The sequence below is a fragment of the Polynucleobacter kasalickyi genome (genome assembly GCF_900176405.1).
In the GTDB taxonomy this organism is placed as follows: domain Bacteria; phylum Pseudomonadota; class Gammaproteobacteria; order Burkholderiales; family Burkholderiaceae; genus Polynucleobacter; species Polynucleobacter kasalickyi.
This window is the reverse complement of sequence record NZ_FWXJ01000005.1, coordinates 40,306-65,991: the sequence shown is the minus strand read 5'-3', so window position 1 is coordinate 65,991 and position 25,686 is coordinate 40,306. Positions and strand designations below refer to the sequence as shown.

Here is a 25,686-nt window from a genome sequence, read left to right as displayed (position 1 = left end):
AGATCGGATGGAAGATCATTTTTATCGGATTGCTCTAGGTATTCAGTATGATGGTGCTAGCTTTCTAGGCTGGCAAAGTCAGGTTCAAAAAAATACGGTGCAGGATGTCTTGCAGCACGCCATTCAAAAGTTCATTGGTGGCGAAATCACTGATACTTTTCGTGTAGTAGTTGCTGGTAGAACAGATACTGGGGTTCATGCTATTGGTCAAGTTGTTCACTTTGATACGAATGTCATTCGGCCAATATGGTCCTGGATCAGAGGAATTAACACCTATTTGCCTGCCAGTATCAGTGTTGAGTGGGCTAAGGAAGTATCTCTTGATTTTCATGCGCGATTTAGTGCGTATGAGAGGTCTTATGCGTATGTTTTAATATCCTCACCTGTTAAGCTCCCTTTACTGAATAAAAAAGTAGGTTATGTCATGCAACCTACTGGTAAAAATTTGGATATACAAGCGATGCGAGAAGGTGCTAGCTATTTGATTGGCGAGCAAGATTTTAGCTGTTTTAGATCTGCAGAGTGTCAAAGTAAAACCCCAATTAAGACAATGTATCAAGTCCAGATCGTAGAAGAGGATACGAGAGTCTATATTTTTTTAAGGGCTAATGCTTTCTTGCATCATATGGTCCGGAATATTGTGGGAAGTTTGCTCGAGGTTGGTAAAGGCAGGGAGTCTCCATCCTGGATTGCCCACCTCATTGAGCAAAAAAGTCGTAAGATTGCAGCACCTACCTTTTCAGCTGATGGTCTCTATTTAGTCAAAGTGCAGTATCCTGAGGCTTTCGAAATACCAGAGCCAAACTTCGGATATAGTGTAATTCCGCCACACTTGTTAGAAGATGCATTTTCAAAATGTAAAAATCCTTAAAATATCGAGTAAAGGACTTAACCATGGGGCTTCTCAATCACCAAAATAGTTATACAAACATTAAGATTTGTGGCTTAAGTAAAGAGCAGGATATCTTGGTAGCAAATTCTTTAGCCATCGAAGCGATTGGTTTTGTTTTTTATCCACCGAGTCCAAGATACGTAAGCCCTCAACAAGCATTACAATTAGGAAATATATTGAGTGATGAGATACAAATTGTTGCTCTTGTTGTTGATCCAAGTGATGAGTTAATACAAGAGATTCGTTCTCAAGTTCGAGTTGATATTTGGCAGTTTCATGGCGACGAGTCACCAGCAAGGTGTGCAGAAATTGCCCAAGCAACTCCTTGGATGAAAGCAGCAAGAATTGACGATCAGTTTGTTTTGCAGGATTTTTGTCTTCAATATAGTGCAAGTGCTGCATGGATTCTTGACGCTGTTGTCGAGGGTTTTGGCGGTGGTGGGCAAACCTTTAATTGGCAATTAATACCGGATATATGGATAAAAGAAAACGCTCATCGGGTCGTTTTGAGTGGTGGATTGAACTCTCACAATGTAGCTGAGGCGATTGCCCATTTTCGACCATTAGGCGTAGATATATCAAGTGGTGTAGAAGCGAGTCGAGGGAATAAAGAGCCTAATTTAATGCAGCAATTTGTCGATGCAGTGCGTTCAACAGATCAATATAATTCAATTAAAGGTAGTTAATATGTACGATTTTCCAGATCAACGTGGTCATTTTGGTCCTTATGGTGGTGTTTTTGTTTCAGAAACATTAATGTACGCTTTGGAGGAGTTAAAAGAGACTTATGCCAAATTCCAACATGACCCAGAGTTTATTGCTGAGTTCAATAGTGAACTAAAGCATTTCGTGGGTAGGCCGAGTCCAATTTATCATGCAAAAAGATGGAGCGATGAAATTGGTGGTGCTCAAATATATTTTAAAAGAGAAGATTTAAATCATACAGGGGCCCACAAGATCAACAATGTGATTGGCCAAGCCTTACTAGCAAAGCGTATGGGCAAGCCCCGTATCATTGCCGAAACGGGAGCTGGTCAGCATGGTGTTGCCACCGCAACGATTTGTGCTCGCTTTGGACTTGAGTGCATTATTTATATGGGTAGCGTTGATGTAGAGCGTCAAGCGCAAAATATTTATAGAATGCGACTGTTAGGTGCTACTGTTGTACCAGTAGAGTCTGGTTCTAAGACCTTGAAGGATGCTTTAAATGAAGCGATGCGTGATTGGGTTACTAACGTAGAAAACACCTTTTATATTATTGGTACTGTTGCTGGCCCTCATCCTTATCCTGCGATGGTTAGAGATTTTCAGAGTGTAATTGGCACGGAGTGTATCACTCAGATGCCTGAAATGACGGGTAGACAACCAGACTATGTATTAGCTTGTGTTGGTGGTGGTTCCAATGCCATGGGGATTTTCTATCCTTACATTAACTATCCTGATGTCAAATTGATTGGTGTCGAAGCTGCAGGGGATGGTATTGCAACTGGTAGACATGCGGCAGCTCTTTGTGCAGGTACCCCTGGAGTGCTTCATGGTAATCGTACGTATTTAATCCAAGATGCGAATGGCCAAATTATGGAAACACACTCTGTCTCTGCCGGCCTTGACTATCCAGGAGTAGGTCCAGAGCATGCCTGGTTAAAAGACATCAATCGAGCACAATATACTGCAGTAACAGATGATGATGCCCTAGAAGCATTTCATAACTGTTGTCGTATCGAAGGAATTATTCCGGCACTAGAAACTAGTCATGCGATTGCTTACGCATGCCAATTGGCAAAAACATTACCGAAGGATCAAACGATTCTCGTCAATCTTTCAGGTCGTGGTGATAAGGATATGCACACTGTTGCTCAGCATACTAAAGTGAAACTGTAATTTTTAAAAACGAAAATAAAAAATCCATGTCTAGAATAAAACAAGTATTTGAAAATTTAGCTAAGAACCAAAAAAAAGGATTAATCCCTTTTATTACAGCTGGTGACCCAGATCCTGAAATGACTGTTGAAATGATGCATGTTTTAGTGGATGCTGGTGCTGATGTAATCGAATTAGGAATTCCTTTTTCTGACCCGATGGCCGATGGTCCAGTCATTCAAAGAGCCTCTGAGAGGGCTCTGGTGAAAGGTGTTAATCTCGAGAAGTGTGTTGGTATGGTGAAAGAGTTTCGTTTAACAAACCAACATACACCGATTGTTTTAATGGGTTATGCCAATCCTATCGAACGAATGGGGTGGAAACATTTTGCGGAAATCGCTTCAAGTGCTGGGGTTGATGGTGTTTTAATTGTCGATTACCCTCCTGAGGAGTGTGTTGAATTTACTGATGAATTGAAGAAGGTTGGGATTGATCCGATCTTTTTGTTGGCACCAACTTCAACGATGAGTCGTATTGAGCAAGTGGCTCACTCTGCGCAGGGTTATATTTACTATGTTTCTCTAAAAGGGGTGACGGGTGCTGCTAATTTAAATACCACAAATATTAGTTCAATTATTGGTGATATTCGTGAAAAAACCAGTACTCCAATTGCTGTTGGTTTTGGGATTAGAGATGCAAAAACGGCTAAGGCAGTTAGTCAAACAGCCGATGCGGTTGTAATTGGCAGTGCGATTGTGCAATTATTAGAGTCAGCCCCTCCACAAACAGGGTTAAAATTGCTCAAAGAATTTTTAAGTGAAATTCGTAGTGCACTTGATGCATAACTTTTTTTTAGGATGATTAAATGAGTTGGATCGACAAACTACTACCCCCCCAAATCCAACCAAGCAATCCCAGTCAAAGGAAGTCTGTTCCTGAGGGATTATGGGTTAAATGTCCATCATGCGAGGCTGTTTTATACAGAGCGGATATTGAGGCAAATTTGTCAGTCTGCCCTAAATGTAGTCATCATATGCGGATCAAAGCACGTGCCCGTTTAGATTTCTTACTTGACCCGGAGGGACGTTATGAGATCGGTCAAGAAGTTCTCCCGGTAGACTCTTTAAAGTTTAAAGACACTAAAAAATACCCTGATCGCCTTAAAGATGCGATGGAGTCAAGTGGTGAAACTGATGCAATGGTTGTTTTTGGTGGCACGATGCATGGTTTACCAGTTGTGATTGCTTGTTTTGAGTTTGAGTTTATGGGTGGTTCCATGGGCTCTGTAGTTGGTGAGCGGTTTGCACGTGGAGTACAAATGGCGATTGAACAGAAAGTGCCATTTATTTGTATTTCTTCCACTGGTGGCGCCAGAATGCAAGAAAGCCTTTTATCATTGATGCAAATGGCTAAAACCAACTCCATGTTAACCCTTTTATCAAAAGCTAAACTGCCATATATTAGTGTTTTAACGGATCCTACCATGGGTGGAATTTCTGCTAGTTTTGCCTTTATGGGTGATGTGGTTATGGCTGAGCCAAAGGCCTTGATTGGTTTTGCTGGTCCACGAGTGATTGAGCAAACTGTTCGTGAAAAACTACCAGAGGGCTTTCAAAGAGCTGAATTTTTGATGCAAAAAGGTGGCATTGACATGATTGTAGATAGGAGAGAACTGCGTTCAGAGATCGCCAAAATTTTGACTCTTTTGCTCAAACAACCTCAAGAATTGATTGATTAATGGACCGAGAAGTTGTTGAACTGTTTTCCAACCTGTTATGAGTGCCGCCCTCCCAATGTATTTTGATGATTTAGATTCATGGCTCACTTATTTAGAGTCAGCCCACCCTGTTGGTATAGATATGGGGCTTACTCGTATCAATCAAGTTAAAGATAAACTGAATCTCGCATTCAACGTCCCGGTAATCACCGTTGGAGGTACTAACGGAAAGGGTTCAACTTGCGCTTTTTTAGAGTCAATTTTCTCAAATGCAGGATATAAAGTTGCTTGTCATACTTCCCCGCATTTATCAGTGTTTAATGAACGAGCCAGAATTAATCTAGAAAATGTTGATTCTTCGACCTTATTAAATTATTTTCGACAAGTTGAGCAGGCTAGGGCAAGCCTTGACCCAGCAGTAACTTTGACTTATTTTGAGTTCACCACATTAGCTATTCTTTTATGTTTTTCGATGGCTCCTGTCGATGTTGTGATTCTTGAAGTTGGTTTGGGAGGGCGTTTAGATGCGGTTAACATAATTGATGCCGATTGTTCAATTGTTACTAGTATTGATATTGATCATCAACATTTTCTAGGGAATACTCGTGAGGCAATTGGCTTAGAAAAGGCGGGAATTTATCGTGCTGGTAAGCCTGCTATCTGTTCAGACCCCGTGCCACCCAAAAGCTTAATTGATTATGCAAAATCAATTGGCGCTGACCTTTGGCAACCTGGAGTAGATTTTAATTTTCAAGGTGACCAGCAACAATGGGCCTGGAATGGTCGTGGTAAAAGATTTTCTGGTCTTGGCTATCCGGCTCTTCGAGGGGCAAATCAATTATTAAATGCTTCAGGCGTTTTAGCAGCTTTGTGCGCACTCAGGGACAAACTCCCTGTTAGTGTTCAAGATATTCGAAATGGTTTTGCCATGGTTGAGCTACCTGGTCGATTCCAAATTATTCCGGGTCAGCCAACCATTGTGCTTGATGTTGCCCACAATCCACATGCTAGTGCCACGTTATCTAAAGGTCTGGATAAGATGGGCTATTTTCCTTATACCTATGCAATTTTCGGAGTAATGCAAGATAAGGACATCGATGCAGTAATTAAGCCTATGCTTGAAATAGTAGATTATTGGTACTGTGTTGACTTGCCAACACCACGTGCTGCAACTGCAGAGAACCTATCCCAGCGTCTCAGAGAGTTGGGTGTTAAAGATACTGATATTTCTGGGATTGATATTTTCACTTCTCCATCACTTGCATATGAAAAAAGCCTCAATAAGGTCAGTCAAAATGATAGAATTGTGGTGTTTGGATCTTTCTTCACGGTATCTGGCGTACTAGATTATCGTAAGAGCAAAAAACATTAATTGACTAATAAGCTTGTAAGTAAGCGTTCAAAAATAGGTATTGGAAAATTTTGTTAATGATTAAAAAAGCTGTTTTATTTGCTAATGTGATGTTCGGCCATCTAACCGCATGATTTCTTTACCCTCTTTTTTTAAAAGTAAATTACCTCCTCCGGAGCAACCGAAGGTTGAGCCTAGTTTTAGGTCGCGCCAATCCAAAGTAGACCTAGAAAAAGAAGATGTTTTGACAGAAAACCCGGAGGTTCAGAGAGCTAGACATCGCTTGATAGGCGCTGGATTTTTGTTATTAATTGCGGTAATTGGTTTGCCAAGATTGTTTGATGCACAACCCAAGAAAATAAATAATGATGTAGTTGTGAAAGTGGTTCAATCTGTCACGAATAATCCTAGTACTGGGAATGTCTCAACGGTTGAAGAAAAAGTGATTTCATCAACCGGTTCTGATTTGACTGCATCCGTTAGTCCAACGAAGTCTTCTCCTCCTGATACGAGCTTGCCTCCTGTGGTATCCCAGGAAAAAGCTAAAGGTCCAACTGATAGTAGTTCCTCTGCAAGTCTTGCCAATAAGAAGGAGAAGGGGAGTCTTCAAACTGACCCTGGTGAGGTAATTGTTAATCCCCAAAGTATCAATGCTTCTAAGCCATTATCGAAAGATGCTACAAAAGAAACGAGTGCGAATAAAGCCGATGCCAAAGGGTCAAAGTACATCGTACAAATAGCTGCATTGTCTAGTACTGAGCGTGTAAAAAATTTGACAGTAAAAATTAAAGATCTAAACATTACTACCTATGTGATTGAGAAAAAACGAGATGCGCCTGAATCGCCTGTAATTTTTTTAGTAAGGGCCGGTCCTTTTAACTCGAAAGAAGAAGCTGTAAATGCGGAGAAAAAAATTAGTGCCTTGGGTATGGGGCTCTCCCCAACAATTGTTGAAATCAACAAATAAAGCATATGAGTAATATTGCCTTCACAACCATCGATTTTTTTGTAATAGGAATTGTGTTGCTTTCAATTCTTGTTGGGTTGTCGCGTGGTTTTATTAAAGAAGCATTGTCATTGGTATTCTTTGTATTAGCCATTTATCTGTCAGGTGTTTATTACCAAAAAGTCATTGATTTAGGGCTTCACTCGCTGGGAGTAGGTCACACGATTCAAGTGATACTGGCGTACTTATTAATTTTTTTAGGCTCCTTAATCTTGGGGCGAGTTCTTACTAGCTTTATTAGTAAAGTGATATCCTCGGTAGGATTGTCACTGTTTGATCGTTTGTTAGGTGGAGCTTTTGGGACTTTTAGAGGAGTTCTCATTGTGGTTGTTATCTCTACTTTAGTAGCTTTAACAGACCTTCCAAAATCAACTGAATGGCAAGATGCTTTAACAAGGCCAGCTATTGAAACACTCGTAGGAGTTCTTCATAGCTGGCTTCCTGAGGATTGGGCGAATCAATTGTTAAATTCTACTGATATTCGAAAATCCAAATAAATCTGAAAGTTAACTATGTGTGGAATTGTCGGTTTTGTAGCAAATGAACCAGTAAACCAATTGATTTACGATGCTTTATTGCTCTTACAACATCGTGGTCAAGATGCCGCAGGAATTGCCACGACGAATGGTCGTTCCTTTTATATGCATAAAGCAAATGGTTTGGTGAGGGACGTCTTCCGAACTAGAAATATGCGTAGTCTAATTGGTAAAGCGGGTATCGGACAAGTTCGTTACCCAACAGCTGGTTCTGCTAGTAGCGAGGAAGAGGCACAACCTTTTTACGTAAATGCTCCATTTGGAATTGTCTTAGCACATAACGGCAACCTTACTAATGCTGGGGTACTACGTGAAGAGATGTTCTACCGTGATCGTCGTCATATCAACACGAGCTCTGATACCGAAGTGTTACTCAACGTTCTAGCCGATGAAATTCAGCACTCGACGGAAGGAATTGCTTTAGATGCTAACTCTGCATTTACCGCTTTAGAGAAAGTCTATAGTCGTTTACAAGGTTCTTTCGCGGTAGTCAGTATGATTGCTGGATATGGGCTACTTGCTTTTCGTGATGCCAATGGTATCCGTCCGTTGTGTATTGGTCGAATGGATATTGGTCAAGGTAAGACGCAATGGATGGTGAGTTCCGAGTCGGTTGCGATTGAGGGTATTGGTTATGAGTTCGTTCGAGATGTGGCTCCTGGAGAAGCAATTTTTGTTGATTTAGATGGTAATTTTGCAAGTCGTCAAATTGTTGCTGATGCTGAATTGAATCCATGTATTTTTGAGTATGTGTATTTAGCCAGACCCGACTCTTTCATGGATGGTGTGTCGGTATTTGACGTACGTATGAGAATGGGCGACTATTTAGCGAAGAAAATTAGTCGAGAAACAGACATTAATGATATTGATGTCGTCATGCCGATTCCTGACTCAAGTCGACCAGCTGCAATGCAAGTAGCAAAGCATTTAGGTATTGAGTACCGCGAAGGTTTTTTCAAAAATCGTTATATTGGTAGAACCTTTATCATGCCTGGTCAGGCCGTTCGTAAGAAGTCGGTGCGTCAGAAGTTAAATGCGATGCGGGTTGAGTTTCACAATAAATCCGTTTTAATCGTTGACGACTCAATCGTAAGAGGTACTACTTCTTATGAAATTGTCCAAATGGCCCGTATGGCTGGTGCTAGAAAAGTTATTTTTGCTTCTGCTGCACCACCAGTCTGCTTTCCGAATGTGTATGGTATTGATATGCCTACTCGCAGTGAGTTAGTTGCATATGGACGCACCCATGATGAGATCAATGAAATGATTGGGTCGGATCAATTAATTTATCAAGATGTAGAAGATTTGAAACAAGCTGTGAGAGATATTAACCCGATTATGACGAACTTTGAGGCTTCCTGCTTTGATGGTTTTTACGTCACTGGTAATATCACCACTTCTTATTTAGATGCATTGGAAGCGTCGAGGATTAATCCTGAGGCCACTTCCGATCGTGCTGGTGATAATTCTGACTTTTCAAGATCACAATTACATCTTCAATTAACTCAACAAGAATAATTAAAAAGATCAAAATGACTACCGATTCATTTTCCTCCAAGCCTCTTCACCCTGAGACATTAGCTGTTCGAGCGGGTACCCTTCGATCAAGCTTCAATGAACATTCCGAGGCAATTTTTTTAACCTCTAGTTTTGTATATGCGAACTCAGCTGAAGCAGCAGAAAAGTTTGCTCATGCTGAGACAGGATTTATTTATTCAAGATTTACGAACCCAACCGTATCGATGTTTCAGGATCGTTTGGCCGCGCTAGAAGAAGCCGAGGCTTGTGTTGCAACTTCCTCGGGCATGTCAGCAATTTTTGCAATCGTCGCAGCGCATCTTAAGGCTGGGGATCATATTGTTTGTTCAAGGGCTGTTTTTGGTTCGACGATTCAGCAGTTTAGTAATATTTTTTCACGCTTTAACATTGAAACGAGTTATGTCGATTTAGTTGATCTTCAAGCCTTTGAGAATGCCATGCGCCCGAACACCAGAATGGTGTTCATTGAAAGTCCTTCAAATCCATTAACTGAAATTGCGGATATCGCTGGGATTTCTAGGATTGCTAAAAAACATGATGCCTTGTTCGTGGTGGATAACTGTTTTTGTACTCCCGTTCTGCAAAAGCCTCTCAAGCTTGGCGCTGATGTTGTTACCCATTCAGCAACTAAATTCATTGACGGTCAGGGACGTGTTTTAGGTGGTGCGATCCTTGGTTCTAAAGAATTTATTTCAAAGGTTTTTACTCTCAATCGAAGTGCTGGTTTTACCCTGTCAGCATTCAATGCTTGGGTATTATTAAAAGGTTTAGAAACCCTTTCTTTACGAGTTGAAAAGCAAAGTCAAAATGCTTTAGATTTGGCAAAATGGCTTGAACAACAACCAGCGGTTGAACGTGTTCTTCATCCTGGTTTAGCCTCACATCCACAACACACTTTAGCGATGCAGCAGCAAAAGATGGGTGGTGCAGTTATTTCATTTATTGTCAAAGGTGGCCGACAAAATGCTTGGACTGTAATTGATAATACAAAAATTTGTTCAATTACAGCGAACCTTGGTGACACAAGGACGACCATTACTCATCCTGCAACTACGACGCATGGCAGAATGCCGCCGGCTGATCGTGAAAAGGCTGGTTTAGTTGAGGGGTTAGTGCGACTATCTGTTGGCTTAGAACATGTCGATGACTTAATTAACGATCTAGCTCTTGGATTATCTCTCATTGGGTAATTCTGGTATTCAATTCAATCATATTTAACTTCATCAATTAATAAGGATTTTTTCATGTCAGTTTCAATCATTTCTCATAACAGTGATTTTGGTACTACGGGTCAAATTTTCCAAGAGGATATCCCTGAGATTGTTGCTGCAGGTTACCAAACAGTGATAGATAATCGACCTGATTTTGAGGGAGGACTTGATCAACCTCAGCATACAGACATTGAAGAGGCAGTAAAGTCTGCAGGACTTACTTTTGCCTATTTGCCTGTCATTAGTGGTCAAATTACTCTGGCACAGGTGCAGCAAATGGCCGAACTATTGGATACCTTACCAAAACCAATCCTGGCCTTTTGTAGAAGTGGTGCCAGATCAACCAATCTTTACCAACTTGCATTACAACTCGGTTAATTGGTTAGGCTCGGTGCATAAACTTTGGCTTCTAACTAGTTTGTTAGTTTGGTGTTTTGCACCAGTTGTAAATGCAAGTCAAAGCTTGCAAAATGAATTGTTGACACTTGATCAAATCCAAGAAAAGATTGATTTAAAAAGGGATTGGATGAAATATCGTTACGATATGGAGTTTCAAACTTGTCAGGATTTGTTTTTTACAACGAGTTGCACCACGAAGGCAAAAAAACAATTACAAAAAGAAGAAAAAGATCTATTTGATCAGGAAAATCTGCTTCATACTCGTCAAAGAGATATCAAAAAAGCGCTAAAAGATGAAGCGGAACAACTTCGGATTGCCGAAAGAGCTGATCCGAAACAGGTTCAGATCAGAGCAAATAATCGAGCAAGTTTTGAGGAAAAACAACGTGAAAAAGCTTTACGTGAAGCAGATGTTGAAGAACGCCGCAAGGAAGCTGCTAAGCGTGCCCAGGAAAATCGTAATACATCTCCATTTTAATTTTGGCTAAAAATAAAACCCAATATATCTGTAATGCTTGTGGCGCTGACTTCCCAAAATGGCAGGGCCAGTGTCCTGCATGTAATGAGTGGAACTCTCTCGAAGAATCCATTGAATTAAAAACTCAACATCGCTATGCGAGTATTGCTAAAACAACACCTAATCAAAAACTCTCAGAGATTGCGCTAGAGGATTTCGGTCGAATTTCAACGCGTATCCCTGAGTTTGACAGAGTGCTTGGCGGGGGATTAGTGGATGCAGGGGTTGTTCTCATTGGCGGAGACCCAGGTATTGGTAAATCCACTTTACTCCTACAAACGTTGGCAAATTTAAGTCTTGATGGGATTCCAGTAATGTATGTGAGTGGGGAGGAGTCAGCGGCTCAGATTGCTCTTAGAGCGCAAAGAATTGATAGCGATGCTCCAGATTTAGTTGTTTATCCAGAAATTCAATTGGACAAAATCCTTTACTCTTTAGAAACTGAAAAACCTAAAGTGGCTGTAATTGACTCTATACAAACGATCTATTCTGATCAGTTAACTTCTGCGCCAGGTTCAGTAGCTCAAGTTCGAGAATGTGCTGCTCAGTTAACTCGTTTAGCTAAATCTACAGGTATCTCACTCATTTTGGTTGGTCATGTTACCAAAGAGGGTAATATTGCTGGGCCACGTGTTCTTGAGCATATTGTGGATACCGTATTGTATTTTGAGGGTGATACCCAATCATCCTTTCGTCTTGTTCGGGCAATTAAAAACCGCTTTGGTGCGGTTAATGAACTTGGCGTATTTGCCATGACAGAAAAAGGTTTAAAGGGGGTCAATAACCCTTCCGCATTGTTTTTATCGCAAAGTAGCGATGCTGTTCCAGGCGCTTGTGTGTTAGTGACGCAGGAGGGGAGTCGGCCCATTTTGGTAGAAATTCAAGCTTTAGTTGATAGTTCACACATCCCAAATCCGAGACGTTTAGCTGTCGGGCTTGAACAGAATCGTCTAGCTATGCTATTAGCCGTCATGAATCGACATGCTGGGATTTCTTGTTTTGATCAAGATGTATTTTTAAATGCTGTGGGTGGGGTGAAAATTTCAGAACCAGCCGCTGATTTAGCGGTATTACTAGCGATTCAATCATCACTTAAAAATAAAGCGCTCCCAAAGGATTTAGTAGTATTTGGTGAAGTTGGTCTTGCTGGTGAAATTCGTGCTTGTCCCAGGGGGCAAGAACGTTTACGCGAGGCTGCTAAATTAGGTTTTAAGAAAGCAATTATTCCTAAAGCTAATTTACCGAAAGGTGTGCAATTTGATTCCATGGAAATTCATGCGGTGGAAAGAATCGAAGTTGCTTTACAGTTAGTGCGTGATTTTTAACTGTCAATCAAATTACTATGGCTAAAATACCTTCTTTAACGCGTTCAGATTTTCCTAAAATAATTCAGATATCCACACGTTGGTCTGATAACGATGTTTATCAACATGTGAACAATGTGGTGTATTTTTCATTCTTCGATACGGCAGTCAATCAAAATTTGTTAGAGCAAGGTTTAATTGATTTGCATTCTAGTAAAGTCGTGGGCTTAGTGGTTGATAACCATTGTCAATTTTTCTCCTCCATAACATTCCCAGATGAAGTTTATGTTGGCATTGCTGTTGAAAAAATAGGTAACTCTAGTGTGGTATATCGCTTGGGTATTTTTAAAAATGATGATCCCGGACTATGCGCTCTAGGGCGTTTTACTCATGTATACGTTAACCGAGATGACCACCGTCCAACACCAATTCCCTTAGAACTCCGAACAGCTTTGACTGCAATTACTCGTGAATGGAATGATGTCGAAGGTATTTAAAGTAATTAATTTCAGTCATTACTCAGGAAGATTTTCTTCTAAGATTAACAGTACTTGTTGATTTGAAGTAGATACTTCAAGCCACTGAACCTCTAGTTCCGGGAAGGCTTTTAGGAAGTTCTCATATTCATTACCAATTTCTAATACGAGTGCGCCACGTTCATTTAGATAGTTTTTGGCATCTTGTATGATTTTCCGTACAACATACATGCCATCGATACCTCCGTCAAGAGCTAAGGAGGGTTCTTTTAAATACTCTGGCGGCAATTGCTGCATGGACGCTTGGTTGACATATGGCGGATTACAAATAATTAAATCAAATCGATTTTCCTCGTTTGGCTCTGGCAGATCTTTCCACAAGTCGCTATGAATAATTTCGATGACTTCAGACAAGTCATAATTCAGAATGTTTTTTTGCGCAAGTGCTAGGGCATTCAGGTCAATATCACTGGCACATACTTCAATGTCTGGATAATTTAATGAAAGCAAGATGGCTAATGAACCATTTCCAGTGCAGAGATCAAGAGCTTTTCCATTCGGCGGCAGAAAATCATCTAGCTCACCTTGGGTGATTAACTCAGCAATAAAAGACCTAGGGATAATACTTCTTTCGTCACATTCAAAACAGTGTCCCATGAGCCATGCTTCTTTCAAAATATAAGCAAGGGGGGATCTAGTCTGAATGCGTTGTTCGACGATTTTTAAAGCCTGCTGAAAACTTTCAGGATCATAAGGCTCTTCCAAATGTTCTAAAGTCTGAACAGGTGAGAGACCTGCGCAGTAAGCAATAATCCAAAGGGCTTCACTAGGGGCCTCAGGTGCTCCATGGCCAAAATAAATATCCGCGCCATTTAAAATTTCTGTGATCTGATCAATGGCTTGATCAAAGCTTTGAGGGTCTTCTTCCAATGTGGTATCGATGTCTCTTAGGTAGTTGCTTAACGAAGTAGTAATTTTTTTAATACTTGCAAATAAATATCTTTCAATGATTCTATATCATCTAAATTGACATTTTCATTTACTTGATGAATTGTGGCATTAATTGGTCCAAACTCAACGACTTGCGGGCAAATTTTAGCAATAAACCGACCATCGCTAGTGCCCCCTGTGGTGGATAGTTCGGCATTGATTCCAGTTCTTTCTTTAATGGCAGACTGCAAAACATCACATAACTCACCTTTGGGAGTCAAGAAAGGTTCACCACCTTGATTCCATGAGATATTATATTCAAGTTGATGTTTTTTAAGGATTTCTTCTACTTTATGCGCTAATCCAGCTGCAGTACTTGCTGTAGCAAAGCGAAAATTAAAGTCGATAATCGCTTCTCCAGGTATCACATTGGAGGCACCAGTACCGGCATGAAAGTTTGAGGTTTGCCAGGTCGTCGGTGGGAAGTATTCATTACCATGATCCCATTCAATTTGAGCTAGCTCTGCTAATACTGGGGCGACTTGATGAATTGGATTGCGAGCTAGGTGAGGGTAAGCAACATGCCCCTGGATCCCTTTGACACTCAACTTGGCAGATAATGAACCACGACGACCATTTTTGATCGTGTCCCCAAATACATGACTGCTTGTCGGCTCTCCTACAATGCAATAGTCAAGCTTTACTTGGCGTTCTTTTAGCTTATTAACGACGACAACAGTACCATCCGTATTTTTTGGTCCTTCTTCATCGCTAGTTAGTAAAAATGCAATATTACCCAAATGATCAGGATGAGCTTGAACAAACTCTTCTGTTGCAACAACGAAAGCAGCTAATGAACTTTTCATGTCAGCTGCGCCTCTACCATATAGGACGCCATCTTTAATGACTGGTACAAATGGGTCGGTATCCCATTTCTCTAAAGGACCTGGAGGAACAACATCAGTATGTCCAGCAAATACTAAACACTTTGCTTGAGCACCGTTACTGCCACGGCGAATAGCCCATAGATTAGTGACTAAAAAATCATCAGGACCACTCATGATAGTTTCGCAACTAAAATTGATTTGTTTTAAACGGTTAGCGATTAATTGTTGAATTCCTCCATCCACCGGAGTGACAGATGGATGAGCAATTAAGCCTTGGGCTAGTTGTTGAGTGAGTGTAAGCTGCGGATCAGTCATTCTTGATGTTTAAAAAAATCGGTATATTTTGCTTCGTCGAAACCTAACAAAATTCTACCTTCTTGTTGAAGTACGGGGCGCTTAATGATGGATGGTTTAGATATCATTAGTTCAATCGCACCCCCTTGGGTTTGCGCTAATAGTTGTTGATCAGCCGTGAGGGCTCTCCAAGTAGTACCTTTTCGATTAATTAAGACATCAGATCCAACATTACTCAACCAACCAAGTAACAGAGACTCGGTTGGTATTTGTTTTTTGAAATCGATAAAATCATGATCGACATTGTTAGTGACCAACCAATCACGTGCCTTTTTGACCGTGTTGCAATTAGGAATACCAAAAATTTTGATCGACATTGATGTATTTAATCTCTTAGTAAATCATTGATAGCAGTTTTTGCTCTAGTTTGTGCATCAACTTTTTTCACAATGATGGCGGCATACAAGCTATATTTGCCATCTTTAGAAGGAATTGAGCCAGGGACAACAACCGACCCAGCTGGGACGCGACCATAATGTACTTCACCTGTTTCACGGTCATAAATTTTAGTACTTTGGCCAATATAGACACCCATTGATAAGACGCTGTTTTCTTCGATGATGACACCTTCAACCACTTCAGAGCGAGCACCAATGAAGCAGTTATCTTCAATAATGACGGGTCCAGCCTGAACCGGTTCTAATACACCACCGATACCAACACCACCTGAGAGGTGAACGTTTTTGCCAATTTGCGCACATGAGCCAACAGTTGCCCAAGTATCTACCATCGTGCCTTCATCGACATACGCGCCAATATTGACATAAGATGGCATTAAAACAACGCTTTTACCAATAAAGGAACCGCGTCTTGCAATCGCTGGGGGGACAACTCTAAAACCACCAGCAGCGAAGTCGGCTGCAGAATAATTAGCAAATTTACTTGGAACTTTGTCATAAAACTGCGTAAATCCACCAGCTGGCATTACTTCATTATCTTGTAACTTGAAAGATAGTAGCACTGCTTTTTTTACCCATTGGTGAACGACCCAATTACCCACACTGACTCTTGTAGAGACACGCAAAGTTCCATTATTTAAGCCTTCAATCACTGTCGCAATAGCATTTTTTAAATCTGCAGTAGCGTTTTGAATATTGATATTGGCGCGATTATCCCATGCTGTATTAATGAGGTTTTCTAATGATTCGTTAGTTGTATTTGTCATAATTAAATTAGTGTTGTAATTTCAGTCGGTTAATAGTTAGTATTTTATATCGTGATGACTATTTCATGATAAAAGTCTTAGACTAGAGCTTACTCTTGCTATTATCTTAGTTTACTTGACTCAAAATTAATTGCTGTGAGACTTAAATCAATCAAACTTGCTGGTTTTAAATCCTTTGTGGATCCCACAAACTTTGACCTACCCGGTCAATTAATAGGCGTTGTTGGGCCCAATGGTTGCGGAAAATCAAATATTATCGACGCCGTTCGATGGGTTCTTGGCGAATCACGAGCTAGTGAATTACGTGGTGAATCCATGCAAGACGTGATTTTTAATGGTTCTGGCCTAAGAAAACCTTCAGGTCGGGCCAGCGTAGAGCTAGTATTTGACAATAGTGATGGTAAGGCTCAAGGTCAATGGGCAGCTTTTGGTGAGATTTCAGTGAAGCGTATCTTAACCCGAGATGGTACTTCTAATTATCTGATTAACCAGCAAAATGTTAGAAGAAAAGATATTCAAGACATGTTCCTAGGGACTGGTCTTGGACCCCGAGCTTATGCCATCATTGGTCAGGGTATGATCTCTAGAATCATTGAAGCAAAGCCTGAAGAGCTCAGAATTTTCTTGGAAGAAGCGGCTGGGGTTTCTAAATACAAAGAACGTCGTAAAGAAACAGAGTCACGGATTGAAGGGACGCAAGAAAACCTTACAAGAGTTAGGGATGTTCTTCGAGAATTAGAAAGTCAGTTAGCAAAACTTGAGTCTCAAGCTGAAGTTGCTGAAAAATATCAGGACTATCAAAAAAACATGACAGAAAAGCAGCAACTGTTATGGCTTTTAAGAAAAAATGAGGGCGAACAAGAGCAACTTTCTCAGGCTACTATTATTCGCGAACAACAGCTCGCATTCGAAGAGTTCACTGCAAAACTGCGGTCAGTTGAATCTGATCTGGAGTCTAAGCGAACCAATCAGTTTGATTTGCAAAATCAAGTGAATGATGCCCAAGGAAAACTATATGAAGTCAATGCACAAATTTCTCAATTAGAGTCTGAAATTCGATTCAATGAAAATTCCAAGCAACGATTGACCGAGCAATTAGCTGATTTAGCAAACCAATTTACTCGTTGGGAAACTCAACTTGAACTTGCTCAGGAACAAATTAGTCAGGTTGTAGAGGAAATTGAAGAGTCGATTGAAACAGAAGCTAGTTTTCAGGAGTTGCTAGCCCAGCATGCATCTGAAATGTCACTGGTAGAAGAACAATGGACAGACTCAAAAAATAAAGTAGAAACCACCCGTCAAGCGATTACTAACCAAGAAAAAGAAATCGCTCGTTTAAGTGCTGGAGCACAAGGGATCTCGACACAGTCACAACAAACTCAACAGCGAATTGCGCGCTTAAAAATTGAACTAGAACAGTTGATTAAGCCCGATGAGCAAGCCCTTGCCATGGCGATGGATCGTAATGAAAGTGCGATTAACAAACGGGATGAAGCACAACTCAAACAACAACAATCTGAGGCAAGTATTCCTGAGGCGGAACAAGCATCAATAAAATCTCAGGAAGTTTTACTACAAGCCAATACCGCATTGAGTCAAACTCAAGCAAGATTAAATGCCCTTAAAAATCTTCAAGCCCAAATTCAGTCTCAAGGTAAATTAAAACCTTGGTTAGATAAAAATAATTTAGCTAATTTGCCCCGATTGTGGCAAAAAATTCAAGTTGAGACAGGTTGGGAACCCGCTATTGAGGCAATCTTACATGAACGTTTAGGCGCAATTGAGTCTTCTCAATTAGAGTCCGTTTTAACCTATGTAGATCAAAAGCCTCCAGGTCGCGTTGCGTGGTTTGAACATAATGCCCAAAATGATTTTGCAAAGCCGATTCAAAATACTTCTTTTACGCCATTTGCTACCCGTGTAAAAGTGAAGGATTTAGGTCTGGCTCATGTGATGAACGAATGGCTGAGTAATATTTATGTAATGGATAGCGTAAATGAAGCACTTTCAAAACGGAAAGAACTGCCGGTAGGTGGCATCTTTGTGACGAAGTCGGGTCATATTATTTCTCGTGTTGGTGTTCAGGTTTATGCTGAAGATAATGAACAAGCTGGTTTGATTGCTCGTGCGAAAGAAATCGAGGATTTAGAAAAACAACTCAAGTCCGATATGATGATTTTAGAGGAAGCTCAATCGGAAAATGTTTCTGCTAGGGCGAATTACCAAGCAGCCTATGCTCAAGCTCAAGAGGATCGTTTATACGCTCAACAAGCTGTAAAAGATGCCCATCGGTTTGAAGTGGAAGCAATGCAATTGCGGCAAGCTGAAATTGACTACTTTTCAAAAGCGGAACAATTAAATATTGCTTTGCAAGAAGCTGAAATGGTTTTAGAGGAATACGCCGGTTCTTTGCTTGAGAATGCCGCCATCTCCGAGGAGCTTACAGCTCAAGTTGAGGAATTAAGTGCGACCTACCATCTATTGCAAAATGAAAATCAAGAGCTTTTAGCTCGTCGCGAAAAAGGAATGCAAAGACGACAAGAAATTTTGACGTCAGTGCAAGAAGCAAGCTTTTCCTTACGCTCCTTAAAACAACGTCAAGTCGATCTGACTAGAGATATCCAAACAGCGAATGAACAGATTGAAACGATCCAACAAAAGTCCGTTCAGAGTCGATTGGAATTAGATCAGGTAAGTGGCGATGAAAATATCGATCAACTTCAAGAGTTATTAGAGCAACGCTCCAAGTGTGAAGAAAACTTGACGCAAGCTAGAACGATTTTTGATGGATTAATGTTTGATATTAAATCACTCGATGAAAACCGTCTTTTCACAGAAAGATCGATTAATCCTATTCGCGAGCGTATTACTGCCGCGCAGTTAAAAGAGCAAGCTGCTAGATTAACAGTTGAACAATTTGCCGCCTTGTTAGAAGAAGCTCAGGCAAATATTGAAGAAATTCAACAGTTAATTTCACCAGAGATCAAGGTAAATCAATTACAGTCACAAGTGAATGAAATTCAACGGAATATCCAATCACTTGGCCCAGTGAATATGGCCGCTCTTGATGAGCTAAAGTCCTCAAGAGAACGCAAAGGGTTCTTGGATGCACAGTCAGCGGATTTAAACGAAGCTATTCAGACATTAACAGATGCCATTATGAAAATTGATGGTGAAACACGTGAATTACTTCAGGGAACCTTCGATGAAGTAAATAAACATTTTTCCCAGCTTTTCCCAGCTTTATTTGGCGGTGGTAATGCAAGACTTGTGATGACTGGGGATGAGATTTTAGACGCCGGTGTGCAAGTGATGGCACAACCCCCGGGTAAGAAAAACTCGACGATTCATTTGTTATCTGGTGGCGAAAAGGCACTGACTGCGATTGCATTGATTTTCTCAATGTTCCAACTCAATCCTGCACCATTTTGTTTATTAGATGAGGTGGATGCCCCTCTCGATGATGCAAATACTGCCAGATACGCTGACATTGTTGCCAAAATGTCAAAAAATACCCAGTTTTTGTTTATTTCGCATAATAAAATTACGATGGAAATAGCGAACCAATTAATCGGTGTTACTATGCAAGAGCAAGGCGTCTCCAGGGTTGTGGCGGTTGATTTACAATCCGCATCAAACTTGATACAAAGCGCTTAACTTTAGAATAATGTAGCCAGTGAGTACTATTAATTTACCTGAACAGATTGATTTACAACTTGCCCTCATATTAATCGGGGTCATTATTATTATTTCAATCATCATTTACAATATCGCTCGTTCAAACAAGTCAAAGTCAAAAAGAAATCAACAAGCTTCTTTAGTGGCTTCTACCAATGCCAATATTGCTAAGACGCAACCTGTGAACCTCATTTCAGATGAGTATGTTGCCATAGATGCAGGGCTTGAGCAGGGCCGTAAAGAGCCATCTTTGGGTACTTTAATGCCACATTCTGATGATTTAGATCTAGATACGTTGACAGAGGAGATTCAAACTTCTGCTTTAGATAAAACCAGCATCAGTGGAAATTCAATCACTCCATTTAAAGCAAATCAGTATGTGTCAAGAATTGATCCAAATATTGATTGCGTAGTTGCTTTTCGTTTTCCTTTGCCAGTCAATGGTGCAGAAATTATCGAGTGTATTCAAAAACTTTCAAAAAGTGACGACTTTCGAATTGCCTTTGAAGGACTTACAGAAACATCCTCTTATGCTGGTTCAGTGAACTCATCTTGGGAGTTAATCCAATTTAACAATTTGTATCGAGAATTACAAGCAAGTATTCAACTGGCAAATCGAAGAGGGCCTTTGGGGGCTGAGCACTTAGCTGAATTTATTGGGCTTGTACAAAATCTTTCTCAAGAGCTTGATGCTGAAATTGATATTCCACCAATCAATGACATTCTGAATGATGCTACCGATCTAGATCAGTTTGCCATTCAATGTGATATTCAATTAGGATTTAACTTAACTTCGAATATGTTGAGTTGGCAGTGCTCAGATGTTCAAAGTGTGTTGTTGAATCATGGTTTTATCTTATCAAGAGAAGGTTCTGCCTTCAACTACATATTAAATGATGTTCTTCTGTTTAAAGCTCAAGCAGCTTCTTTGAATTTTTTACGTGATGATCTCCAAACTGCACGTATCAACCAAGTATATTTTAGTTTTGATGTCCCTCTAATTCCAGAGAGTCTAAATCCATTTATTAAAATGTTAGAGGTTGGACAGCTATTAGCACAAGAGTTGGATGGAAGATTACTAGATGATAATGGTCAACCTTTGAGCGTCTTACTCACTCAAAATATTCAGAACCAACTTGCGCCGATTTACCAACTTATGCGTGAGCGTCAAATTGAGCCTGGTAGTGCATCCGCATTAAGACTTTTTAATTAAATTAATTAGATATGTCTGAGATATTGCAAACTAGATACTCCTGGTTATTGGCAGAAATTGCAAAGCATGACCATGCCTATTATTTAGATGACGCGCCGAATATTTCTGATGCGGAATACGATCAGCTATATCGAGAGCTACTTGAGATTGAGAAACTTCACCCAACTTGGGTATCCGCTGCTTCACCTTCACAAAAAGTCAGTGGTTATGCGAACGAGGTTTTTTCTCCAGTAATACATGGTACACCCATGCTCTCATTGAATAATGCACTGACTGAGGACGAAGCCATTGCTTTTGATAAGCGTTGCCATGATGGTTTGCAAATCCCTCAAATCGAATACTCCTGTGAGTTAAAATTTGATGGTTTAGCAATTTCTATTCTATATGAGAATGGGCGTTTAACGCGAGCCGCGACAAGAGGCGATGGTACAACTGGCGAGAATGTTACGGACAATATTAAAACGATTGAATCGATTCCAAAACAACTCATCGGCTTAAATATTCCAGAGAAAATTGAGGTCCGGGGCGAAGTCTTTATGCGTCACGATGACTTTTATCAACTCAATCAGATACAAAAAGAAGTCGGCGGAAAAGAGTTTGCCAATCCCAGGAATGCAGCTGCTGGAAGTTTGAGACAACTTGATTCCAAAGTAACGGCTAGTCGCAAACTATCTTTTTTTGCCTATGGCATTGGTGAGTTGAGCCCCAAGCAATGGCTTCCAACTGGTCATAGTCAATTAATGGATCGATATCAACAACTTGGGATACCGGTTTGTGAAGAGCGCTCCTTAGCGTCAAATGTGGATGATTTAATGTCATTTTTTAAGCACATTGCACAGAAACGGCCGAGTCTCCCGTTTGATATTGATGGCGTTGTTTATAAGATCAACAGCTATACCTTGCAAAACCAATTAGGCTTTGTTTCTCGTGCACCTCGATTTGCGATTGCACATAAATTCCCTCCTCAAGAAGCTCTAACTACAGTTCTAGCGATAGAAGTTCAAGTCGGGAGGACTGGAGCAATTACCCCTGTGGCAAGATTAAATCCAGTGTTGGTTGGTGGCGTAACCGTTACCAATGCGACCTTACATAATCAGGATGAAATTTCTCGAAAAGATGTTCGTATTGGTGATTATGTTTTTGTAAGAAGAGCAGGGGACGTGATTCCTGAAATTGTTCAAGTTGATTTAAATCAGCGCCCTCAGGATACCCAACCGTATCAGATGCCTTTGACTTGTCCGATCTGTAACTCCCATATAGAGAAACTCGCAGGTGAGGCCATTGCCCGCTGTTCAGGTGGACTATTTTGTCCAGCTCAAAGAAAACAAGCCATTATTCATTTTGCTCATCGTAGAGCCATGAATATTGATGGTTTAGGTGAAAAAATTGTCGATAAACTAGTTGATGAAAAAATAATCTCTAATCCTGCAGACTTGTACAAGTTGCAGTACAGCTTAAATAAATTGGTACAACTTTTTTATGTAAATGCGAACGATCCCTTAAAACAAAAAAAAGGACAAGATTTAACTGAAGGAAAGCAGATTCAGAATTTACTAATTGCTATAGAGAGTTCTAAATCTGCCTCACTTGCTAAGTTTATTTTTGGTTTGGGAATTCGACATGTCGGTGAAACAACAGCAAAAGATTTAGCAAAATCTTTTAGAAATATTCAAACCCTCATGAATGCCACAAGCGAAGACTTATTAAAGGTAAGGGACGTTGGTCCTGTAGTTGCTGAGTCAATCACCAGCTTTATGTCCGAAAGTCATAACCGTGAGGTCATTGAGCAGTTACTTGCCTCTGGATTAAACCCACAAGAACTATCAGAAGCTATCATCGAGTCTCCTTTTCAGGATAAGACGGTAGTAATTACTGGTACCTTACCAACGATGTCTAGGGATGAGGCAAAGTTACTTTTAGAAAAATATGGGGCTAAAGTTTCTAGTGCGGTATCTTCTAAAACGAATTATTTACTAGCTGGTTCTGATGCAGGTAGTAAACTTGAGAAAGCAACCTCCTTAAATATTCCTATCATCGATCAGGCAACCATGTTAGAAATGTTAGAAGGTTCTCAAGTTGCCACTTAGATACTAAGTACTTCGAATAATTCTGTTTCTAATTGAATTTGAAGCTTAGGATTTAACTTTAATTTTTCACCATCAAGTAATAATGTATCTTCTACTCGCTCGCCCAGTGTGTTGATACGGGCTGACTTTAAAGATATTTGATGTTTGACGAGAACTTTGGAAATTCCATAAAGTAATCCCACTCGATCACTAGCAGATAAGGATAGAATAAAGGAGTCACCTCTTTCATCTGGTACTAAACTTACTAACGGCTGCACTGGAAAGGTCCGAGACTGTCTTGAAATTCTGCCTTTGAATGCTTCGGGCAATGGTGAATTTACAGTGATGATTTCGTTCAATCCATATTCAATCATTTGAATCAAATCTCGGTAGGCCGCAATTTCAGTGCCCTCTAAATAACTAATTTGGAAAGTATCCAATGCATAGTGATGCTTAGTAGTATGGATATTTGCATCTAAAATATTGAACTTACTTCGATCAAAATAAGAACAAATTCTAGCGAATAAGTCGCCATGGTCTGGGGTATAGACAAACACTTGCAACCCTTCACCAATGGGTGAAATTCTGGCACAAACAATCGATTTTTGTGATTGCGTTTTATTAAATAAGTGTCTCGTTACCCAGGCGATATCATCAGCATCGTGCTTTAAAAAGAAACCAATATCAATTTGCTGCCAGAGTTCTAGATGGGCATCATTGCTTAAGCCATGCAACCTGAGTATCTCTTGGGCTTTTAGTTGGCATTGTTCTAATTGAGAGTGCGTGTCATACCTTGCCCCACCGAGGAATTTGAGAGTAATTCTATAAAGATCCTCCAGCAACTTCCCTTTCCAGGCATTCCATACCTTGGGGCTAGTCCCACGAATGTCAGCAACTGTGAGTAAATACAGAGCAGTTAAATGCTTCTCATCTTTTACTTTATGAGCAAAAGCTTCTACTACTTCAGGATCACTAATATCTTGTTTTTGAGCAATCTGACTCATTGATAAATGCTCTGCTACCAAAAATGAGACTAGTTCAGCATCCTCTGGAGCAAGTCCATGCTGTTTAGCAAAGATACGAACATCTTTTTTTCCTAAATCAGAATGGTCTCCACCTCTGCCTTTGGCAATGTCATGAAATAGTGCTCCCAAAACCAATAACCAAGGCTTATCGAAATTTGCTGCTAATTGTGAACAAAAAGGAAACTCATGAGAAAGTTCAGGAATAAAAAAGCGCCGAACATTTTTTAATACCGTCAAAATGTGTTGATCAACCGTATATACATGGAATAAATCATGCTGCATTTGTCCCACAATTTTTCTAAAAGGAGGCAGGTATCTGCCTAATACACTCGTTTGATTCATCAACTGTAAGGTGCGAGTAATCCCTTTGGGTTCCTTAATAATCTCGATAAACTGTTGGCGATTGTGGGGGCTTTCACGCCATTTTTTATCCATTAACTCCCTCGAGTTGTACAAAGAACGGAGTGCTTGGCTAGAGAAACCATCAAGGGATGAGTGTTTAGCAAATGTATGAAATGCTAAAAAAATCGACTCAGGATGACGTTCAAAAAATAAAGGATCAATAATTTCTAATTGATTATTTTTCTCAACAAAGTGTTCGGAAATCGGTAACGCTTGAGATGCTTCTTTTGGGAAAATTAATGCCTTAATATTCTGAATGAGAATCTCATTCAGTTGGTTCACCGCCTTTGCTGCCCAATAATAGCGACGCATCATTTGTTCGCTAGCTCTTTTTGCGGTTGTACTCGTAAGGCCAAAGCAGGTTGCAAGGGGAGTTTGAACCTCAAAAATCAACTGGTCTTGACGACGATTTGAAATGAGGTGTAAATGGGCACGAATTGTTTGTAACAACTTATGATTTTTATTTAACTCACGGGCTTCCCTCGGCGTTAAGATGCCACGAATACTTAAATCATTGATGTTTGAACCTAAGCCTGCAGCACGTGTCATCCAAAGAATTGCTTGAATATCTCGAAGCCCTCCTGGACTTTCTTTACAGTTAGGTTCTAAAGAATAGGGCGTATTTTGGTATTTTTGATGTCTTTGCCGAAGTTCAAGTAATTTCTCAACAAAAAATGACTTAGGATCCATCTCTGCGTCATAACGAGTTGAAAATAATTGATAAAGTTTGCGGTTGCCACAAAGAAATTTTGATTCTAAAAGAGCTGTTCTGATCGTAATATCTTTCTTCGACTCTTCAATGCACTCATCAACAGTGCGCACAGAAGATCCAATTTCTAGACCGTAATCCCAGCAAAGAGTAATAAATTTCTCTAACTTATCTTTGTATAAGTTGAATTCAGGATGATCTGAGCCAAAATGAAGCAAGACTAGAATATCAACATCTGAGTATGGAAATAACTCATCACGTCCAAAGCCTCCCACACCAACCAAACATGGAGATACGGCGTTGGGGAAATCGCAAAGACCTGCTTCGGTCCAAGCTTCTTCTAAAATGCTCTGTGCTGCTCGGCTAAGCTGTTTAGTAAGAAGATTGACTTTACCATTCTCATTAAACTCTTTAAAGATAAAGCTCTTCAGGGTTGCAAACTTATTCAT

The 25,686-nt window shown here is 40.2% G+C and carries 22 protein-coding genes; 17 read left to right on the top strand and 5 right to left on the bottom strand.

The window, feature by feature from the left end; all coding sequences use genetic code 11:
• Positions 1–7 precede the first annotated feature (7 nt).
• From truA to B8983_RS05825, 14 genes are all read left to right on the top strand, one after another.
• Entirely contained in the window at positions 8–871 is an 864-nt protein-coding gene (truA, locus tag B8983_RS05890; protein WP_084283218.1) for a tRNA pseudouridine(38-40) synthase TruA, read from the top strand.
• A 23-nt stretch (positions 872–894) separates the two neighbouring features.
• Positions 895–1,578 (top strand): phosphoribosylanthranilate isomerase, encoded by a 684-nt coding sequence (locus B8983_RS05885; RefSeq protein ID WP_084283217.1) that lies wholly within the window; start codon positions 895–897, stop codon positions 1,576–1,578.
• 1 nt (position 1,579) lies between these two features.
• Complete coding sequence (gene trpB / locus B8983_RS05880) at positions 1,580–2,773, top strand: tryptophan synthase subunit beta (RefSeq protein WP_084283216.1); 1,194 nt, start codon at positions 1,580–1,582, stop codon at positions 2,771–2,773.
• Positions 2,774–2,799: 26 nt separating this feature from the next.
• The gene (gene trpA / locus B8983_RS05875; protein WP_084283215.1) at positions 2,800–3,597 is read left to right on the top strand and encodes a tryptophan synthase subunit alpha; all 798 of its coding nucleotides are present in this window, start codon (positions 2,800–2,802) and stop codon (positions 3,595–3,597) included.
• Positions 3,598–3,617: 20 nt separating this feature from the next.
• Positions 3,618–4,490 (top strand): acetyl-CoA carboxylase, carboxyltransferase subunit beta, encoded by an 873-nt coding sequence (accD, locus tag B8983_RS05870; RefSeq protein WP_084283214.1) that lies wholly within the window; start codon positions 3,618–3,620, stop codon positions 4,488–4,490.
• Between the two features lie 37 nt (positions 4,491–4,527).
• Positions 4,528–5,841 (top strand): bifunctional tetrahydrofolate synthase/dihydrofolate synthase, encoded by a 1,314-nt coding sequence (gene folC, locus B8983_RS05865; RefSeq protein ID WP_084283213.1) that lies wholly within the window; start codon positions 4,528–4,530, stop codon positions 5,839–5,841.
• Between the two features lie 109 nt (positions 5,842–5,950).
• Positions 5,951–6,787 (top strand): SPOR domain-containing protein, encoded by an 837-nt coding sequence (locus tag B8983_RS05860; protein ID WP_084283212.1) that lies wholly within the window; start codon positions 5,951–5,953, stop codon positions 6,785–6,787.
• A 5-nt stretch (positions 6,788–6,792) separates the two neighbouring features.
• The gene (locus tag B8983_RS05855; protein WP_084283211.1) at positions 6,793–7,323 is read left to right on the top strand and encodes a CvpA family protein; all 531 of its coding nucleotides are present in this window, start codon (positions 6,793–6,795) and stop codon (positions 7,321–7,323) included.
• A gap of 15 nt (positions 7,324–7,338) precedes the next feature.
• Positions 7,339–8,880: an amidophosphoribosyltransferase gene (gene purF, locus B8983_RS05850; RefSeq protein WP_084283210.1), complete on the top strand. Its 1,542-nt coding sequence runs from the start codon at positions 7,339–7,341 to the stop codon at positions 8,878–8,880.
• A gap of 14 nt (positions 8,881–8,894) precedes the next feature.
• On the top strand, positions 8,895–10,091 hold the full coding sequence (locus tag B8983_RS05845; RefSeq protein WP_084283209.1) for an O-succinylhomoserine sulfhydrylase: 1,197 nt from the start codon (positions 8,895–8,897) through the stop codon (positions 10,089–10,091).
• A gap of 54 nt (positions 10,092–10,145) precedes the next feature.
• Positions 10,146–10,490 carry a protein tyrosine phosphatase family protein gene (locus tag B8983_RS05840; protein ID WP_084283208.1) on the top strand — a complete coding sequence of 115 codons (345 nt, stop codon included), beginning with the start codon at positions 10,146–10,148 and terminating at the stop codon, positions 10,488–10,490.
• Between the two features lie 85 nt (positions 10,491–10,575).
• A complete protein-coding gene (locus B8983_RS05835; RefSeq protein WP_143736111.1) occupies positions 10,576–10,989 on the top strand; it encodes a hypothetical protein in 414 nt (137 codons plus the stop codon).
• Between the two features lie 2 nt (positions 10,990–10,991).
• Positions 10,992–12,353: a DNA repair protein RadA gene (radA, locus tag B8983_RS05830; RefSeq protein WP_084283206.1), complete on the top strand. Its 1,362-nt coding sequence runs from the start codon at positions 10,992–10,994 to the stop codon at positions 12,351–12,353.
• A gap of 17 nt (positions 12,354–12,370) precedes the next feature.
• Positions 12,371–12,829: an acyl-CoA thioesterase gene (locus B8983_RS05825; protein ID WP_084283205.1), complete on the top strand. Its 459-nt coding sequence runs from the start codon at positions 12,371–12,373 to the stop codon at positions 12,827–12,829.
• Between the two features lie 18 nt (positions 12,830–12,847).
• Here the strand turns inward: B8983_RS05825 and prmB are convergent, their stop codons facing one another.
• From prmB to dapD, 4 genes are read right to left on the bottom strand one after another with little or no spacing between them, the layout of a single operon-like run.
• Positions 12,848–13,738: a 50S ribosomal protein L3 N(5)-glutamine methyltransferase gene (prmB, locus tag B8983_RS05820; RefSeq protein WP_084283204.1), complete on the bottom strand. Its 891-nt coding sequence runs from the start codon at positions 13,736–13,738 to the stop codon at positions 12,848–12,850.
• A 29-nt stretch (positions 13,739–13,767) separates the two neighbouring features.
• Positions 13,768–14,940: a succinyl-diaminopimelate desuccinylase gene (gene dapE / locus B8983_RS05815; RefSeq protein WP_084283203.1), complete on the bottom strand. Its 1,173-nt coding sequence runs from the start codon at positions 14,938–14,940 to the stop codon at positions 13,768–13,770.
• A complete protein-coding gene (locus B8983_RS05810) occupies positions 14,937–15,296 on the bottom strand; it encodes a Spx/MgsR family RNA polymerase-binding regulatory protein (protein ID WP_084283202.1) in 360 nt (119 codons plus the stop codon). The genes dapE and B8983_RS05810 overlap by 4 nt, the downstream gene beginning before the upstream one ends.
• An 8-nt stretch (positions 15,297–15,304) precedes the next feature.
• Positions 15,305–16,144 carry a 2,3,4,5-tetrahydropyridine-2,6-dicarboxylate N-succinyltransferase gene (gene dapD / locus B8983_RS05805; RefSeq protein ID WP_084283201.1) on the bottom strand — a complete coding sequence of 280 codons (840 nt, stop codon included), beginning with the start codon at positions 16,142–16,144 and terminating at the stop codon, positions 15,305–15,307.
• 135 nt (positions 16,145–16,279) lie between these two features.
• Between dapD and smc the strand changes: the two genes are divergently transcribed.
• From smc to ligA, 3 genes are read left to right on the top strand one after another with little or no spacing between them, the layout of a single operon-like run.
• Positions 16,280–19,801, top strand: coding sequence for a chromosome segregation protein SMC (smc, locus tag B8983_RS05800; protein ID WP_084283200.1), 3,522 nt, complete (start codon positions 16,280–16,282; stop codon positions 19,799–19,801).
• Between the two features lie 19 nt (positions 19,802–19,820).
• On the top strand, positions 19,821–21,035 hold the full coding sequence (locus B8983_RS05795) for a cell division protein ZipA C-terminal FtsZ-binding domain-containing protein (RefSeq protein ID WP_084283199.1): 1,215 nt from the start codon (positions 19,821–19,823) through the stop codon (positions 21,033–21,035).
• 11 nt (positions 21,036–21,046) lie between these two features.
• Positions 21,047–23,122, top strand: coding sequence for an NAD-dependent DNA ligase LigA (gene ligA, locus B8983_RS05790; RefSeq protein WP_084283198.1), 2,076 nt, complete (start codon positions 21,047–21,049; stop codon positions 23,120–23,122).
• Here the strand turns inward: ligA and B8983_RS05785 are convergent.
• Positions 23,119–25,686, bottom strand: a complete 2,568-nt coding sequence (locus B8983_RS05785; RefSeq protein WP_084283197.1) for a [protein-PII] uridylyltransferase — start codon at positions 25,684–25,686, stop codon at positions 23,119–23,121. The genes ligA and B8983_RS05785 overlap by 4 nt on opposite strands.